General features: G+C 63.9%; 17 protein-coding genes and 1 pseudogene. 6 read left to right on the plus strand and 12 right to left on the minus strand.

The window, feature by feature from the left end; all coding sequences use genetic code 11:
- Nucleotides 1–30 precede the first annotated feature (30 nt).
- The 12 genes and pseudogenes from ACHQ4I_RS01005 to ACHQ4I_RS01060 all read right to left on the minus strand — a co-directional run bounded on the left by ACHQ4I_RS01005 (nucleotide 31) and on the right by ACHQ4I_RS01060 (nucleotide 6,126).
- Entirely contained in the window at nucleotides 31–1,068 is a 1,038-nt protein-coding gene (locus ACHQ4I_RS01005; RefSeq protein WP_420769727.1) for a hypothetical protein, read from the minus strand.
- Between the two features lie 73 nt (nucleotides 1,069–1,141).
- Nucleotides 1,142–1,297 (minus strand): hypothetical protein, encoded by a 156-nt coding sequence (locus tag ACHQ4I_RS01010; protein ID WP_420769728.1) that lies wholly within the window; start codon nucleotides 1,295–1,297, stop codon nucleotides 1,142–1,144.
- Nucleotides 1,294–1,857 (minus strand): hypothetical protein, encoded by a 564-nt coding sequence (locus ACHQ4I_RS01015; protein WP_420770192.1) that lies wholly within the window; start codon nucleotides 1,855–1,857, stop codon nucleotides 1,294–1,296. Before ACHQ4I_RS01015 ends, ACHQ4I_RS01010 begins: the two co-directional genes overlap by 4 nt.
- Before the next feature lie 171 nt (nucleotides 1,858–2,028).
- Nucleotides 2,029–2,580: pseudogene (locus tag ACHQ4I_RS01020) on the minus strand (DNA cytosine methyltransferase); the annotation flags it as partial.
- Nucleotides 2,528–2,941 (minus strand): hypothetical protein, encoded by a 414-nt coding sequence (locus tag ACHQ4I_RS01025; protein ID WP_420769729.1) that lies wholly within the window; start codon nucleotides 2,939–2,941, stop codon nucleotides 2,528–2,530. The gene ACHQ4I_RS01025 and the pseudogene ACHQ4I_RS01020, both read right to left, overlap by 53 nt.
- Before the next feature lie 32 nt (nucleotides 2,942–2,973).
- On the minus strand, nucleotides 2,974–3,834 hold the full coding sequence (locus ACHQ4I_RS01030) for a hypothetical protein (protein WP_420769730.1): 861 nt from the start codon (nucleotides 3,832–3,834) through the stop codon (nucleotides 2,974–2,976).
- The gene (locus tag ACHQ4I_RS01035) at nucleotides 3,831–4,544 is read right to left on the minus strand and encodes a hypothetical protein (protein ID WP_420769731.1); all 714 of its coding nucleotides are present in this window, start codon (nucleotides 4,542–4,544) and stop codon (nucleotides 3,831–3,833) included. The genes ACHQ4I_RS01030 and ACHQ4I_RS01035 overlap by 4 nt, the downstream gene beginning before the upstream one ends.
- The gene (locus tag ACHQ4I_RS01040) at nucleotides 4,541–4,888 is read right to left on the minus strand and encodes a WhiB family transcriptional regulator (RefSeq protein WP_420769732.1); all 348 of its coding nucleotides are present in this window, start codon (nucleotides 4,886–4,888) and stop codon (nucleotides 4,541–4,543) included. Before ACHQ4I_RS01040 ends, ACHQ4I_RS01035 begins: the two co-directional genes overlap by 4 nt.
- Nucleotides 4,885–5,280: a hypothetical protein gene (locus ACHQ4I_RS01045; RefSeq protein ID WP_420769733.1), complete on the minus strand. Its 396-nt coding sequence runs from the start codon at nucleotides 5,278–5,280 to the stop codon at nucleotides 4,885–4,887. Before ACHQ4I_RS01045 ends, ACHQ4I_RS01040 begins: the two co-directional genes overlap by 4 nt.
- Nucleotides 5,277–5,450, minus strand: a complete 174-nt coding sequence (locus ACHQ4I_RS01050; protein ID WP_420769734.1) for a hypothetical protein — start codon at nucleotides 5,448–5,450, stop codon at nucleotides 5,277–5,279. The genes ACHQ4I_RS01045 and ACHQ4I_RS01050 overlap by 4 nt, the downstream gene beginning before the upstream one ends.
- Nucleotides 5,451–5,587: 137 nt before the next feature.
- Nucleotides 5,588–5,875 (minus strand): helix-turn-helix domain-containing protein, encoded by a 288-nt coding sequence (locus ACHQ4I_RS01055; protein WP_420769735.1) that lies wholly within the window; start codon nucleotides 5,873–5,875, stop codon nucleotides 5,588–5,590.
- Nucleotides 5,872–6,126 (minus strand): helix-turn-helix domain-containing protein, encoded by a 255-nt coding sequence (locus ACHQ4I_RS01060; RefSeq protein ID WP_420769736.1) that lies wholly within the window; start codon nucleotides 6,124–6,126, stop codon nucleotides 5,872–5,874. The genes ACHQ4I_RS01055 and ACHQ4I_RS01060 overlap by 4 nt, the downstream gene beginning before the upstream one ends.
- 276 nt (nucleotides 6,127–6,402) lie before the next feature.
- Between ACHQ4I_RS01060 and ACHQ4I_RS01065 the strand changes: the two genes are divergently transcribed.
- From ACHQ4I_RS01065 to ACHQ4I_RS01090, 6 genes are all read left to right on the plus strand, one after another.
- Nucleotides 6,403–6,921 carry a hypothetical protein gene (locus tag ACHQ4I_RS01065; RefSeq protein ID WP_420769737.1) on the plus strand — a complete coding sequence of 173 codons (519 nt, stop codon included), beginning with the start codon at nucleotides 6,403–6,405 and terminating at the stop codon, nucleotides 6,919–6,921.
- A gap of 20 nt (nucleotides 6,922–6,941) precedes the next feature.
- Entirely contained in the window at nucleotides 6,942–7,466 is a 525-nt protein-coding gene (locus tag ACHQ4I_RS01070; RefSeq protein WP_420769738.1) for a DUF6932 family protein, read from the plus strand.
- Nucleotides 7,460–8,359: a hypothetical protein gene (locus ACHQ4I_RS01075; protein ID WP_420769739.1), complete on the plus strand. Its 900-nt coding sequence runs from the start codon at nucleotides 7,460–7,462 to the stop codon at nucleotides 8,357–8,359. The genes ACHQ4I_RS01070 and ACHQ4I_RS01075 overlap by 7 nt, the downstream gene beginning before the upstream one ends.
- Before the next feature lie 140 nt (nucleotides 8,360–8,499).
- A complete protein-coding gene (sbcD, locus tag ACHQ4I_RS01080; protein WP_420769740.1) occupies nucleotides 8,500–10,014 on the plus strand; it encodes an exonuclease subunit SbcD in 1,515 nt (504 codons plus the stop codon).
- 553 nt (nucleotides 10,015–10,567) lie between these two features.
- Nucleotides 10,568–12,001 (plus strand): competence protein CoiA family protein, encoded by a 1,434-nt coding sequence (locus ACHQ4I_RS01085; protein WP_420769741.1) that lies wholly within the window; start codon nucleotides 10,568–10,570, stop codon nucleotides 11,999–12,001.
- A 194-nt stretch (nucleotides 12,002–12,195) separates the two neighbouring features.
- Nucleotides 12,196–13,041 carry a hypothetical protein gene (locus ACHQ4I_RS01090; protein ID WP_420769742.1) on the plus strand — a complete coding sequence of 282 codons (846 nt, stop codon included), beginning with the start codon at nucleotides 12,196–12,198 and terminating at the stop codon, nucleotides 13,039–13,041.
- Nucleotides 13,042–13,243 lie beyond the last annotated feature (202 nt).

A 13,243-nucleotide genomic window follows, 5' to 3' on the forward strand; every position in this document is an offset into this window, starting at 1 on the left:
AGCGGGTCGACGGTGTCGACGCGGGTGTGCTCAGCCACGGCGGTCCTCGCTGGTGTGCCAGTGGTCGAGGCTGGTCGGGGTGCGGTGGTCGCATCGGACGACCGGCGGGTCCGGGTGAAGTGCCAGCAGTTCCGGTGGCGGGTTGCGCCATCGCCCGTCGCACATTCCGCACTCGTTGGCGGCGTCGCGGTCGGCGCGGACGGAGGCGCGAATGTCGTTGGCGTGGGTACGCTCCCATGCCTCGCGTGCTCTGCGGGCCTCGCCGCAGGCGCGACACGGCGGTGGCGAGAGTTCGTTGCGGTGGTGCGGGCAGCGCCGTGGCGGCGGCTGACTGTCCGCGGGTGCCAAGTGAGCTTCCGTAGTTACGTCACCACCACTAGAGGGTGCCGGGTGTGGGGTGTGGGTGCTGGGAATCGGGGCCGATCTCGATTGGCTATTCGATTGGTGTTCATCGCTGAGGCCGGAAACGGTGTCGGTGACCGGTTCGGGATCGGTGTTGTGGACCGGGTCGGTATTGGTGATCGGATTGGTATTCGAGTTCGGTTCGGTATTGGTGTCGGGAACCTGAATTGTGTTGGTGTAGCCGACCGCATCGAGATTGGGCATTCTCAGCAGTTGGGTGAGTCGCTCGCCGGAATCTTTGTGGCTCCACGAGCTGTATTCGGGATGCTCGCGGCGTACGCGTTGGATCTCGGTGACGATCGCCGCCCGCAGGGTCCGTGAGGCGGCAGCGTAGTAGGCCGTGGTGACAGCGGCGGCCATCTTCGGGTTGCGCAAGAGATGGTCGCGGCGGATCAGCGATCGGACCAACACCTCTTCGGTGGCGACGTCGACCAGGATGTAGCGGCGCGCTTCGAGTTCGGCTGCGGCGGTGAGGATCCTGGGCAGTGTGAGGTCGATGGCTCTGCTCACGAGTCTGTTCGGGCGCCAGTCGGCGATCCCGCAGTAGGACAGGGTGGGCTCGGCGAGCAGCACTCGGGTGTAGAACATTTGCGCGTCGGCGGTCAGCGATTCGAAGTCGACGTCGCCGTTGATGCTCAGAAAGAGTTTCGCGAACTCGCGAGCCACGGAGGCTTCTCCTTTCGGTGTCGAGCGGGAAGCAGAAATCGCGGCGTTCGCACCGCACGGACGAAGGCGATGTTCACGCCGCGTTCCTCTCCCGAGCGTCTCGCCGCCGGTCCGCAGCAGCGTGGAATTCGATCCAGCGCCGGGCCGAGGAGAAACCGAATGCGTGCGCGATCGTTTCGAGCTCGCCCTCGGGCACGACGGTGCCGTCGGCGTAGCGCAGGACGCTCATGCGACGTCCTCCAGTGGCTGGCGGGCACGCAGCTGCTGAAATGCGGTGACTGCGCACGGCACGACGACGCTGTTGCCGATGACCCGCAGCTGCTGCACGCGCGAGAGCCCGATCGCGGGATCGGTGACCCACCGCGGGGGCATCATCATCATCCACTCCGCGAAACCTGGTGACAGGCGCGGGTTTCCGTCACGATTGGGCTCGGCGGGCGGCGGCGCTGGACGAGTCAGTGCCTCCTGCCGGGCGATCGCGTCCGCGTAGATGCCCCACCTGCTGGCCTCGGACCCCGACCGGTGCTCGCTGCCGGTCCCGGCGACACCGAGCCCATGCGGGTCGTGGGTGAGTGCGTAGATCGCCGAGGGGAGCATGAAGTCGCCGCCGGATCCCCGTTGGCGTGGTGAGCCTTTCGCGCCGTCGCTGGCGCGGGGCGTGGGCAGCAGGGCACCCTCGGCGTGCGCGCGAGCGATGCCGCCGAGTAACAGCTCTCCGATCCGAGCACCCGAGCGTGAGAGGTGTCCGCCGGTGCCATCGGATACCGAGGGCGTCGGCAGCAACCTCACATCCGATCCACCGCGTCGGGCAGCGTGTCGTCGCCTCGGGTGCGCGGTCTGCCCTGTCGGGTCCGGCCGGGCGGGTTGGCCTTGCCTTTGTGGTCTCGTGACATCGGAGTGGGTAGCAGCGTGGGCGAGGATGAAGATTCGGCTTCGCCGGTGGCAGGCTCCGACGGCGGACGCACGTAAGCTCGTCCATTCCGCATCGAACCCGAGCGTGGCCAGCGCGCCGAGAACGGCACCGGCAGCTCGGACACTAGATCGATCTCGGTGGCTTCCCACAGCATCCGGCGGGGATTCCATTGCGCGTAGGGCGTAGGCACTCAATATTCCTTCGACATTCTCGATGAGCACATGTCGAGGTTCGAGTGCCACGATTGCCTCGGCCATGTAGGACCAGAGCCCGGACCGTGTTCCCTTGCCGAGGCCGGCGAGATGCCCGGCGAGAGAGACGTCCTGGCAGGGAAACCCGCCGACGAGAACGTCGACGGGTTCTACGTCACGCCAACGGGCTTCGGTGATATCGCCCAGGTTGGGCACCTGCGGCCAATGGTGGGCCAGAACCCGGCTGGCAGCAGGATCGTTGTCGCAGTGCCAGACCAGCCGCGATCCCGGAAACAGCTGCAACGCAGCGAGATCGAGGGTTCCGGCGCCGGAGAACAACGACCCGATCTTGATCTCATTCATCACCATCGATGCCTTCGTCCGCGGGTGGCGCTGATTCGGTGGCATCGCTGGCGGATGCTCCGTTAGCTGGTCGGGCAGGATCCGTCAACAGGTGCGCCTTGAGGCGCATCGGCTCTTTAGGACTGATGCGCCGCCGCCCAAGCTGACAAGCCATACCGGGATAGCGCTGGTCGAAGCCGGTGAGCTGGCGGCCATCGGCGATCGGCGTCAGCTTCTGGTGTGCAATAGAGATGCCGGTACGGTTCCTGGCTTGCACCCTCGTTCGGGTAGGCGCGTGTGCGGGAGAAGCCTTGTGGGGCAAATCGCTTGCGGGACTGACGAACCTGGCGATCTGCTCGTCGGTGGTCTTGTGCGCGCTGCGATTACTGGCGCTCGGCTGGTTCGGCGCGATGGTGGTCAAGGTCACGTCTGTCTCCAGTTCGATTGGGGCGGGTTGTCTCAGCGAGGCTGTGGGAAGTTCTCGCGAGTCCAACCCCCCTTGGGCCGTTGGAGTTTGGAGACCGAGCGGTTGTCACGCCACAGGTTCCACGCGGCCACTCCCAAGCCGAGGACCTCACGATCGGAAGTGCGGATCTTGGTGGCACGGATGTTGTCGAGACGCTCGCGTAACGCCAGGATCGGCGAACCCGTGACCAGTCCCGCGCCGGAGTCGAGCATCGTCAGGAACTCGGCGGCCGCGGCAGGATCGATCTCGGACAGACGAACCCCCAGGGCACAGGCCACGGCGGGGCGGCACTTGATGCGCACCGCGACACCGGCGAGATCCTCTGCGCTGCAGACGATTTCGGGATAGGCATCGGCGAACTCGACCACCCGGGTCGCTGAAATTGCGGTGCGCACCCGGTCGCCGAAGAGCCCGTCTTCCATCCAGGCGATGTAGACACGCAATGTGGCGGCGACCAGCGTGGTGTTGCGGCGCGAGAGTCCTGACAACGACAGCTGGTCGCCTGGCGTGCGTTTGGCGCCTTGGTCCATGGTGATCTGTGAGTCGCTGGCCAGTCCGCGCACCACCAGCATCGGCAACACGACTCCGCTGCCCTTCGTCAGCTCCAGGGCTTTCAGCCGATGTTGGCCGTCGAGGAGCCGGCCGTCGACACCGAATTTGATCGTGTCGCCGTTGAATCGCCAACGGCCGCCGACCATGTCGGCGAAGTATTGTTCGACCCGCGCGGCACGGATGGGACGGTTCTTGTAGTTGCGTGCCAGCCACCGGGTGGCGAGGTCAGCGTCGACCATCTTCAGCTCGGGCAGGGCGTTTTCGCTGGAATCGGGTGCTGTGGCCACCAAGTGCATACTCATGGCTTTCCTTCTGTATCGGGTTGCGGCAGAAGATCAATGACGGTTTGGACGGCGTCACGGGCTCGGATGAGATCGCTGTGATGTCGGGTGCCGAGCTGGGCGGCATAGCCCTCGAAGCGGTCGTCGCCGCAGAGCCGTTGGAGTCGTTCGACGTTTTTGCGGAGCTCGCGAGCGGCGGACCAGAACGAGTCCGGCAGCGGGTTGCGGCGAGCGCGTGGAAGTGAGGCGGGTGCTGGTTCCGCCGCGTCGGAGCTTGGCGACGGCGGCGGCGCTGTGGAGGAGGTACTGGTCTCGGGGCCGGGATCGGCCGGCGAGCTGGCAAGTGCCGGTTTGGCGAGCACCGCTGGGTAGGACTTGCCGTCGAGGCCGGTCACGGTGGCGCCAGGTGTGGTCCGGGAAGACACCTGCCCCAGGTCGGTGCTGACGGTGCGGGTGCTCGATCGCAGCGCGGAGGCGATGGCACGGGTGGACATGCCGATCTCGTGCATCGAGGCCACGACCTCGCGGCGCTGCTCGCGCGGCAGCCGCAACCGAGTGGTGTCGAACTCCTTGGCGCAGTACTCGTCCCAGGAGTCGTAGCCCAAGACGATCCAGACTCGGGTGGTGAAGGCGCGCATGATCAACTCCCACACCGCGTCCACGCCTGCGCGAATCCGGCCGGTCAGCTCGCGGGCCGCCGACGCGGAAACCAGCGACTCCGCGGCGCTCACCGCGCCGCGCCCTGTCGGTCCGGCCGCGAGCGAGTACCTCCAGCCTCGCGACCAGCCGCTGGGGTAGGCGCCAGCAGGTCGATCACGTCGAGCAGCTTGCTGCGCGCGTCACGGTCTTCGAGGTCGATGCCCGCATAGACGCCGTGTTTCCACCCTCGTTTGAGAGTGGCCAGGCCGAGCCGGGCGCAGTTGAGCCGTACCGGGCAGCCCGCACAGATTCGGCGTGGGGTCTCCCGGTCGGCCGGAATCGGCCGAGAACCCGGCCTGGTGTGTGAGATGGGAAAGAAGACTTCCGGATGCACACTGCGGCATTCGGCGCGAGCGTGCCAGTCGTCGTAGCTCATCGGTTGCCCTCAGCGATGGCGGCTAGATCTCGGCCGAGCTGGTGCAGGTCGGTGCCGACGGGATTCGACAGCAGATGTCGCGCGATAGTGCCGACCTGCTCGACCATCGACGGGCCCTCGGTGCGCTCACTGTCGGGGTTCGCGGCCAGAGTGAGCAGGGTGAGCTTGGCTGCCTCGGATTCATAGATCGCGTTCACCAAGGTGATCGCCATCGATGCTTCCTGCAGGTGCCGGTGCCGATCGAGCACTCCGGCCGCGGCATCGAGATTCTCGGGCAGGCTGCCGTGGCGCTGCGGCCCTCGCGGCGACTGTGCCAGTGCCAGTCGCACCGAGCCGATCGTCGCCGCTTCCAGCAAGTCGGCCACTTGCCGCAGATCCTCATTGGCCTTCATGCCGCCGACCCCCCGTCGTCGTAGTCGTAATCGGTGTTCTCGGACGGCCGGTTCGACGGCTCTGGATCTGTGTCGGCGTTTTCGCGGCGCAGTCGCGCCTGCAGATCGGTGACCGGCACCGCGTGCGGGCGGTCGTGATGATGGCGACCACCATGTTCTTCGTTCGACATCTGTTCTCCCACAATGTTGTTCGATGCGATGTGCGTCCTGGGAGCGCAAGCTCTGAGGGACTCGCGTGGCCTCTCCCAGGACGCACGCCCCCGGCACGGGTCGGCGCGGCCCGAACCGAGGGAGCTTGTTCGGACGCTCACGCGCGCCGAGGAGGTCGCTTCCGGCGACGGAAAGCTGGCACGGGCGGCAAAGCGACGGGTACACCCGCGGGCACGGCAGTCAGCACCTGCGCTTGCTTGATGTCGGACTCGGTCAGATACCGCTTGCGGCCAGCCTTGTGACCAGGCAGCTCGCCGCTGCGCAGCTTGCCCAGGTACCAGCTCTCGGTCTGCTTGAGGATCGCCGCGCCCTCGGCGACGGTGAACGTCAGCTCTACCTGGACCGCTGGGCGACCCTCATCTTCGGTATCGGTCAGCGCGCTCACGCTGCCCCACTCAGATTGCGTGCATAAATATCGCTGACTGTGTGTTCCCTGGACACGAAAAGAAGATCCGTAGGCACCGCGAGAGCCTCCGCGATGCGCGCGGCCAGCTCGGGGGTGCAGCTGCGTTTATCTTCCTTGCAGAGCTGCCCGATGAAGCTCCGCGAACATCCAGCTTTCCTGCCCAAAGAGTCCATGGTGTCGCCTCTTTGGCGCATCAGCGCCCGAAGTGTCTCCCCTGATGTCAAACGCATCGTGATCCTTCCCGCCCCGGCGGACCTATGTTCGAATGCGACCGATCGTGCCAGGTAGACGCGCTGATTTCAAAGAGGCCGCGCGGTCTGCGCGCACAGCAGGTGGACGAAAACGTAAGTCAGCGATTGGTAAATACCTCACAGCCTGCGTATTCTTCGGCGAGGCGTTGCGATGCCTGGTGGATAAAAAGTTGGCCAGCTGACCAACCGAATTGGTGTGCAGGTCAGTGGAAGCGAAGCGTCGCGCAACCTACGACGCCGGAACGGAGAGCGATCATGAGCGAGTTGCTACGGATCGTGCAGAACCATCTCGACCGCTGGGGGGTGAAGAAAGCGGAGTTCGCCCGGCGGGTCGGCAGTACCCCGCAAACCCTCTACACCTGGGCAGCCCGACCCCTCCGGCAACTCCCCGACAAACGCATCCTCGACGGGATAGCGCGCGAGGCACAGTACCCGTACTGGCTTGTCATGGACGCGGCGTTGATCGATTCTGGCTATCGCGACGCATACCCCGACGTGGCCGAGATCAGCCAGCGACTCCGCCTGCTCTCCCCTGATGATTGCCGTGAGATTGCCCGCCAGGCAAACGATTTGGCGGTCTACGCTGAAGCCAAACAGCAGCGAACCCTCAGTGATCCACACCACGTTGCAGGGGGTGCAACGTTGTCGCACACTCAGCCTGATCATGCGGACTCCGGTGCCTACCAGCCCAGCCCGTGGATTCAAGATCTGCTGGACGGTGGGCGGCAGATGATCGTGCCGGAGAGCAAGGGGGAGCCCGCCCGCGAGGGCTGAAACGAGCAGGGAGGGGAAGCATGGGTCTGCCGAGATGGACCGCCGACGGCCTTCTACCGTCGGGTTGCTGGCCAGCAAGTTTGGCGGAGGTTCATGAGAGGCTCGTGATCGACGCGCAGCACTCCGATACGCGTCAGGTGGTTTTCTACGGGTTGCAGGCATACCTGGGTCAACTGCGGGAATTCATGACCAGGGGACATCTCTGGCTCGACGGCTCCTTCGTCACCCGCGACGGACAGCCGGGGGCAGGGCGGGATCCGGCGTTAACGCTGGCCGTGTTTCCCGCGAACCTGGCCGAGTTGGAGTTGCTGACGGGGGAAAGGCGTAGTCGCTTGAGACGACTGTTCACGATGAGCGATGTGGTCATCGGCGGGGACGCACGCACGAGCTCATACCTCGGCGCCATCCACCCTGTCGGCTTTCACATCGCCGCGTACCTGGGCACAGACACCGACAAAGAGCACTGGCTACGTGGGTGGGCCGCCGGACACGATGAGGAGGAGGCCGCGCTCGCCGACCGTGGGTTCGTGGAGCTGCCATGGTAGAGAACACCCCTTTCCGGCAAGCCATGGCGCGCCACCGAGGCAGCAGTCTGGTCGATGAATTGCTCAGATCCTCACTGTGGGCCGCCGAAGCTCAATACTTCCCCGAAACTCACCCGCGGCTGATCGTGGACTCCGACGACGGTGTCTCACCTCGAGACGCACAGAGAATCGCCCTTGCGCTGACCAACGCCACCGGGCTATTCGCCCACCACCAGATCTCCCCACACATCACCCGCACGACTCACGACCTCGACCAGTCCCTCATACCCGAGCTCACTCGGCTGGTGATGACTCCCCACATGATGGTTTTCGGGCTCCCGCCCGAGCCCCGAGCGGCGAGCCATCCTCCGGAGACCGATGCCGCGTCGAGCGTGCGGGCGGCGTTGGAGTTGTCCCAGTCGCTCCCTTGCAGCGGAGAGGACTGGCTGACGGTGGAAGCATTGCTGTCGCTGCCGAGCACCTTGCGAACAGCGATCGGGTTAGTGATCTCGGTGGTGGCCGAGACGAACCGGTCGCTGGGGATCGAAGTCCAGTCCTCACTCGGCAAGGACCGTTCATTGGTGTCCCGCGAGCACGCACTCGCACTGCTCAACTCACCGCTACTGGACGAGCCCCTTTCAAAAGAAACCATCACGAGCACAGGCATTCTCGATGCCAGCAAGACGGTCCGCCGAAAGTTCTATCTCACCAGTCCTGACGATCCCGGCGACAGCGATATCTTCGGCTCGGTCATCGAGTCCGCGCTTCCGCACATCCCACCACTGCTCGGCCGAAAGGTCAGAGCACTCATCGGCTCATCGATGTACCGCGCGTCGGAGGGAGGCATACAGACGAGCTACCGCCTCTTGTCGGTTGTCCCCGAGGACGGTCGATGGGAGTGCTCGTCGCTTTGATTGCGCCCGAGTAAGCCCCTCACCGTGGCCGGCCAGATCTGCGGCTGTCCAGTGGTACCAACTGACCGGGCGCCGCCATGAGCAGGCGCAAATTCCAAGGCAGACAAGAGTTGTCGGTGCCCCAGCCTATCGTGCCTTTCATGCGGATCCTGCACAGTTCGGACTGGCATATCGGGTTCGTAGCGGATGAGATCCCGCTACTCGCAGCCCAGGAGCAGATGCTCGCGGAGATCGCCGAGCTCACTGCAGAACTCAGCGCGAGCGTGGTGATTGTCAGTGGTGACGTCTACGACAAAGAGAATCCGTCGGAGGCCGAAATCACTGTGGTCCAAGCCGCGTTCGAGCGGATCGTTGCCGGAGGCGCTCATGTGATCGTCACGGCCGGGAACCACGACTCAGCGGTGAGGTTGGGAGCAGGGGCGATGTTCACCACCTACGGTGGACTGCACTTGTTGACATCGACCGCTGGAATTGGGCATCCGGTGCTGATCGAGGACCAATATGGACCGATCGCGTTCTACGGAATTCCGTGCTTGCACTTTGCTCGGAAGGAACTCGGAGTGCCGCCAGGTCACCCGTACGCCGACTATTGGCGGGCGGCGATGGCACGCGTCCGCCGCGATCTAGAGTCGCGACCGGGCGCTCGATCTGTGGTCATCGCGCACGCTCCGGTCGCGGATCCGTCTGCCCGCGGGATTGCTCGACTTCAGACAGGCGGCAGCCCGTCAACGGTCCCCGTCGATGTCTTCGACGGCATCGACTACGTTGCCCTCGGAGACCTGCATTGGCCGCACGCCGTGTCACCGGCCGTCCGATACTCCGGATCGCCACTCCCCTACGTGTACAAGAACCGCCCCAAGACAGTCGATTTCGACCCACCTAAGTCAGTGTGCGTCGTGGATCTCGGTCCCGATGGGCTACTCACTGCGGACCCGTACCCGCTGCCAGTTCCGTCGGGTACGAAGTTGGTCGGCGGCTCTCTTCTGGAACTGTCCGCACATGAAGGCTCGCTAGACTACGTGTGTGCGACACTGACCGATCCAGTCCGACCAGTCGACGCATGGCGCCAGCTCCGCTTGCGATTCCCGTACCTGATACATATCGACTGGGTTCGGTCCGACACCGGAGATCTGATCCCGATACCGCGTGACGAGTCCGATCACGAGGTCGTCGTTATCGGCGACTCCCCGGCGGTCCATGGACCGTGGCGCGGCTTCTACGGCGAGCTTGGACACGAGTGCCTGCGCTGCGGCGCATCAGCCGAGCACCCATGCTTCCGAATCCGTTGTATCGGTGGGGCATTCACAAACAGCACCTATCACCCGGAGCGCGGGCTGACGGAAGCGGAGCTAGCCGAACTCGGCTACCTTGCCTACGACGTCGCCGACGACACCGGAGTGTGCCGTCGATTGTGGCACGACCCACGCGCGAAGCAGGCGTACGTCAAGCGCGAGGGCTGTAATCCCGTATTGACCGGCCAGCGAGACGATCCCGCATTGACACAACCAGCGGCGCGACGAGAGCCCCACCCGTGCGCGCGCCCCGGTTGCAGGAGAATCGTCGTGCCGCAGCGGGTGGGCAGACCCGCCAAATACTGCTCGATCACCTGCCGAGTTCGGGCTTACCGGGCTCGCGAGAGTTCAAATACCACGTAGCGCGAGGAGCACCTACTCTTGCCGTCAGGCAGTTCCAGGACTTCCCGGCCAATTGCGAAGCCATATACCCCAGCATCTGAGAAGATCCGCAACCCGCTGCTGGCTGGCCTGTACGTCCGGATCATCCGGATCCACACCCATCGCGCGCAGCGCCTCACGTTCCACGGAGTCCATGCATCGTTCGACGCCCCTGACGCCCACATAGGTCCCACGGCTATTTGGTTGTCCGCTGTTTCACACCTTTCAATCCCGGCAGCAGCTCTACCGGACACCAACCCGCCCCAGCTGCGCACCGTACTGCTGAAGGAGTGGGCAGTCGACATCGAGGCGGAGCCGTCGTAGCATCAGAACAGGCCGCATGTAGTAGCAACTGAACTCGTGAAACTTGATCTTCCCGGCGCTCAATACAACTGACATACTTCCTGAGCGAACGAGCTCTCCCATAACCTACCTTAGCCGGACCTAGACATCTCCTTAAGTCGAATAGCGCGGTCGCGCAAGGGCTTTCCCTGCCGGGAAGAGCCTCCGCCTATTCCGAGAAGGGTGTCCCGAGGTGCGTTCTTCCAACAACCTCACAGTCGCGCTAGACGTGGTGCGACAGCAATACCTCTGTGCCCCAACCGATGCCGCCGATCCGCGCATGAACGAGTTGCGGCACAAGAGCTATCGCGGGGACCAGACGCTGCTGTGCGCTCTGTGCTATGCGGGTATAGGTGCCGCGCCAGGCAGCGAAGTGCCGGTGATAGTGAAGGGCCGTATCGGCGGTGTCCGGCGGCCACACTTCGCGCACCCAGCGGGCCATGGACCTAGCGGTGGACAGCATGAACCGGAGTCGGAGTGGCATCTGGCGAGCAAAGAGTCCCTCGCGGTCTGGGCTCGGAACCAAGCGGATGTCGTCGACGTCCGCAGTGAAGTGTGGCTACCGAACCGCGAGCGACGCTCCGATGTCCGGGTCACATTCGCCAACGGCGACGAAGTCGCTCTTGAGGCACAGAGCTCTCCACAGACCGACGCAGCATGGACCAGTCGGCATCGCGACTACCAGACCAGCGGTGTAGTTGACGTATGGATATGGCACCCGGACAGCCCAGTTCCGTGGGTAATCCTCAGCGACACCGAGCACCCACAACAGTTATGGATGCTCGATCCCTGGAAGAGCAACATCACGCTGATGGTCGGCGCGCCGCATCCACACCAGCCCATCGCCGCCCACGACCTCAACCAACGCGTACAACACCTGCCGCCATGTACCGGAGACGAACTCCTCCCTTACGAATTCTCGCTGTCCGACATGACTTTGACGCCCCACGGGATCGAGATCCCTGCGGAACTGAGTAAGCAACTGACAGAAGAGCAGGACCGCGAACGTCGACGGCTCCAAGCGGTCGAGAACGCACGCAACCGAAGCCCACAACCGAACGCACCAACACGACTGTTGACCGCACCGACCCCATCCGGCAACACCGCTGGTGAGATCGAGGGGCTGTGGCCAGCGATCCGAGAGAAGGCCCGTCAGCTCGGTGGCGGCACAGTCTATGCGTTGCTGGTGGGGGTATGGATCGCCCGGTTGGAAGACAATACCGTCGTATTGGCCCATGAACACGCACCGTTGAGGCAGCGCCTCATCAAGCCGACACACATGGAGGTGCTACATGCGGCCGTCCGAGAGGTGCTGGGGCGTGAATACGAGATCCGCTGGGAGACTGCGGCACCGCTCCGGCCGCCAGCCGAAGAAAGTGCGCCAAGAAGGAACTCGAACCAGTCAGCGCAGCGATTCGATATCCAAGCCTCACACGTGGAGGATTTCGACAGAATCTTCGACCTTCTCCAGTTGGCCGGCGCCACCTACCGCGGTGCCAACCGCGAGTTCGTTGTCGAACATTCGACATTCACCTTCGCCCAGGTCTGGGCGTTGATCGAACTGGTTCGACACCCCGAACGACCCGTCGTCGAGACGCTATGGCGACCACAACCACCCAGTAACTAATCAACCGGCCCATCTGGACGTCGGTGGTCACACTCGCCCGAGCCCAGACACTCCGGACTTACCTGGATGTCCCCTCTATGCCGCTGGGCGCGCGTTTGCTCGGCCCGACACGTAGCCGAGCCAAGTCCGCGGGTTCTTCGGCGCCCCGGCGCGCTGGGACATTGATTCCTCTGCCGTCGCGCTAGGTTGCGCTGATGAATAGATGGCGCGAGCTCGATCCGCAATGGCGAGGCCGCATGGAGAACCTGGAGGTAGACCTTCCCAAGTGGATGGACTGGATAGGGCAACCGAACAGTCCCGCCCTCGGCAGCCAGTTGTTTGACGATGACAAACTGTGCTCGAAGTGGTCGGTGAGTCAGATGGCCTGGCAGAGCCTCATGTCGGCTACCGACCATCTAGACATGTTGAGTGACAGCATCACTCATTCGGGAGTCCGTCCTATAGCCCAGTTCACGCTTGCCAGGGCAGCGCTGTTCGCAGGCGCGCGAGCAGTTTGGATACTCGGTTCCGATGAACAGAAGGTCCGGCAGAAACATGCACTCTGGGTCGCCTACGAGGACTTCCGATATCTTCGGTATGACTGCGAAAAGCTGATGAGCAGCAGTTTGGGCAAGAAGCACACCCCCGAGACCAAGGCTGCGTATTTGGCCGAAGCTCAGGCACTGGTCGACGAGGTGAAAGAGATCGCCCGAGACAAACTGGAGTTCAGGGTGGGGAGGGGCAAGGACTGCGAGAAGATCCCGGACGACACCGACATCGTCGACTACGCCGCGCGATACACCGACCCCGAGGACTTAGGCTCAGGCGCCGCCCTCAACCACCAGTGGCGAGTTAACTCGGGATACGCACACGGGCTGGGCTGGCCGCAGCTTCTGGCACCAGCGGAGGTCATCGAAACCGAAGATGGCAAGAGATTTCGACGTGTAGTCGGAGACGATGAGTCACTTGCCCAGGGGCTTGCAGGCGCATGGCTCCTGACGCAGCGCGGATTCCGCCTCTACTGGCAACGTTCGACGGCAACAACGCTCCTCACTTCGTGAGCAGTCCGAGGTACGACCGACGGGCAGACCCAGCCAGACACTGATCAGCGCCCGGTCCAAATGACTCGGAATGGACGTTGACCGCGTCAACACCTGAGCCTAACGTTTGCGTTGTCAGTAGCGCTGAATCAAGCTGAATTGCACCGAGTTTCGCTGGTCGCAGGACTTTCCTGCGGAAATGGACGGGTTCAAATCCCCTATC

The sequence above is a fragment of the Nocardia nepalensis genome (assembly GCF_048910785.1).
GTDB classification, from domain to species: Bacteria; Actinomycetota; Actinomycetes; order Mycobacteriales; family Mycobacteriaceae; genus Nocardia; species Nocardia nepalensis.

Excerpts from the sequence above, each read along its gene's own strand:
- ACHQ4I_RS01050 (WP_420769734.1), bottom strand. The coding sequence starts at position 5,450 with ATGTCGAACGAAGAACATGGTGGTCGCCATCATCACGACCGCCCGCAC.
- ACHQ4I_RS01075 (WP_420769739.1), top strand. The coding sequence starts at position 7,460 with ATGGTAGAGAACACCCCTTTCCGGCAAGCCATGGCGCGCCACCGAGGC.
- ACHQ4I_RS01030 (WP_420769730.1), bottom strand. The coding sequence starts at position 3,834 with ATGAGTATGCACTTGGTGGCCACAGCACCCGATTCCAGCGAAAACGCC.
- ACHQ4I_RS01040 (WP_420769732.1), bottom strand. The coding sequence starts at position 4,888 with ATGAGCTACGACGACTGGCACGCTCGCGCCGAATGCCGCAGTGTGCAT.
- ACHQ4I_RS01060 (WP_420769736.1), bottom strand. The coding sequence starts at position 6,126 with ATGCGTTTGACATCAGGGGAGACACTTCGGGCGCTGATGCGCCAAAGA.
- ACHQ4I_RS01010 (WP_420769728.1), bottom strand. The coding sequence starts at position 1,297 with ATGAGCGTCCTGCGCTACGCCGACGGCACCGTCGTGCCCGAGGGCGAG.
- ACHQ4I_RS01065 (WP_420769737.1), top strand. The coding sequence starts at position 6,403 with ATGAGCGAGTTGCTACGGATCGTGCAGAACCATCTCGACCGCTGGGGG.
- ACHQ4I_RS01070 (WP_420769738.1), top strand. The coding sequence starts at position 6,942 with ATGGGTCTGCCGAGATGGACCGCCGACGGCCTTCTACCGTCGGGTTGC.
- ACHQ4I_RS01090 (WP_420769742.1), top strand. The coding sequence starts at position 12,196 with ATGAATAGATGGCGCGAGCTCGATCCGCAATGGCGAGGCCGCATGGAG.
- ACHQ4I_RS01045 (WP_420769733.1), bottom strand. The coding sequence starts at position 5,280 with ATGAAGGCCAATGAGGATCTGCGGCAAGTGGCCGACTTGCTGGAAGCG.
- sbcD (WP_420769740.1), top strand. The coding sequence starts at position 8,500 with ATGCGGATCCTGCACAGTTCGGACTGGCATATCGGGTTCGTAGCGGAT.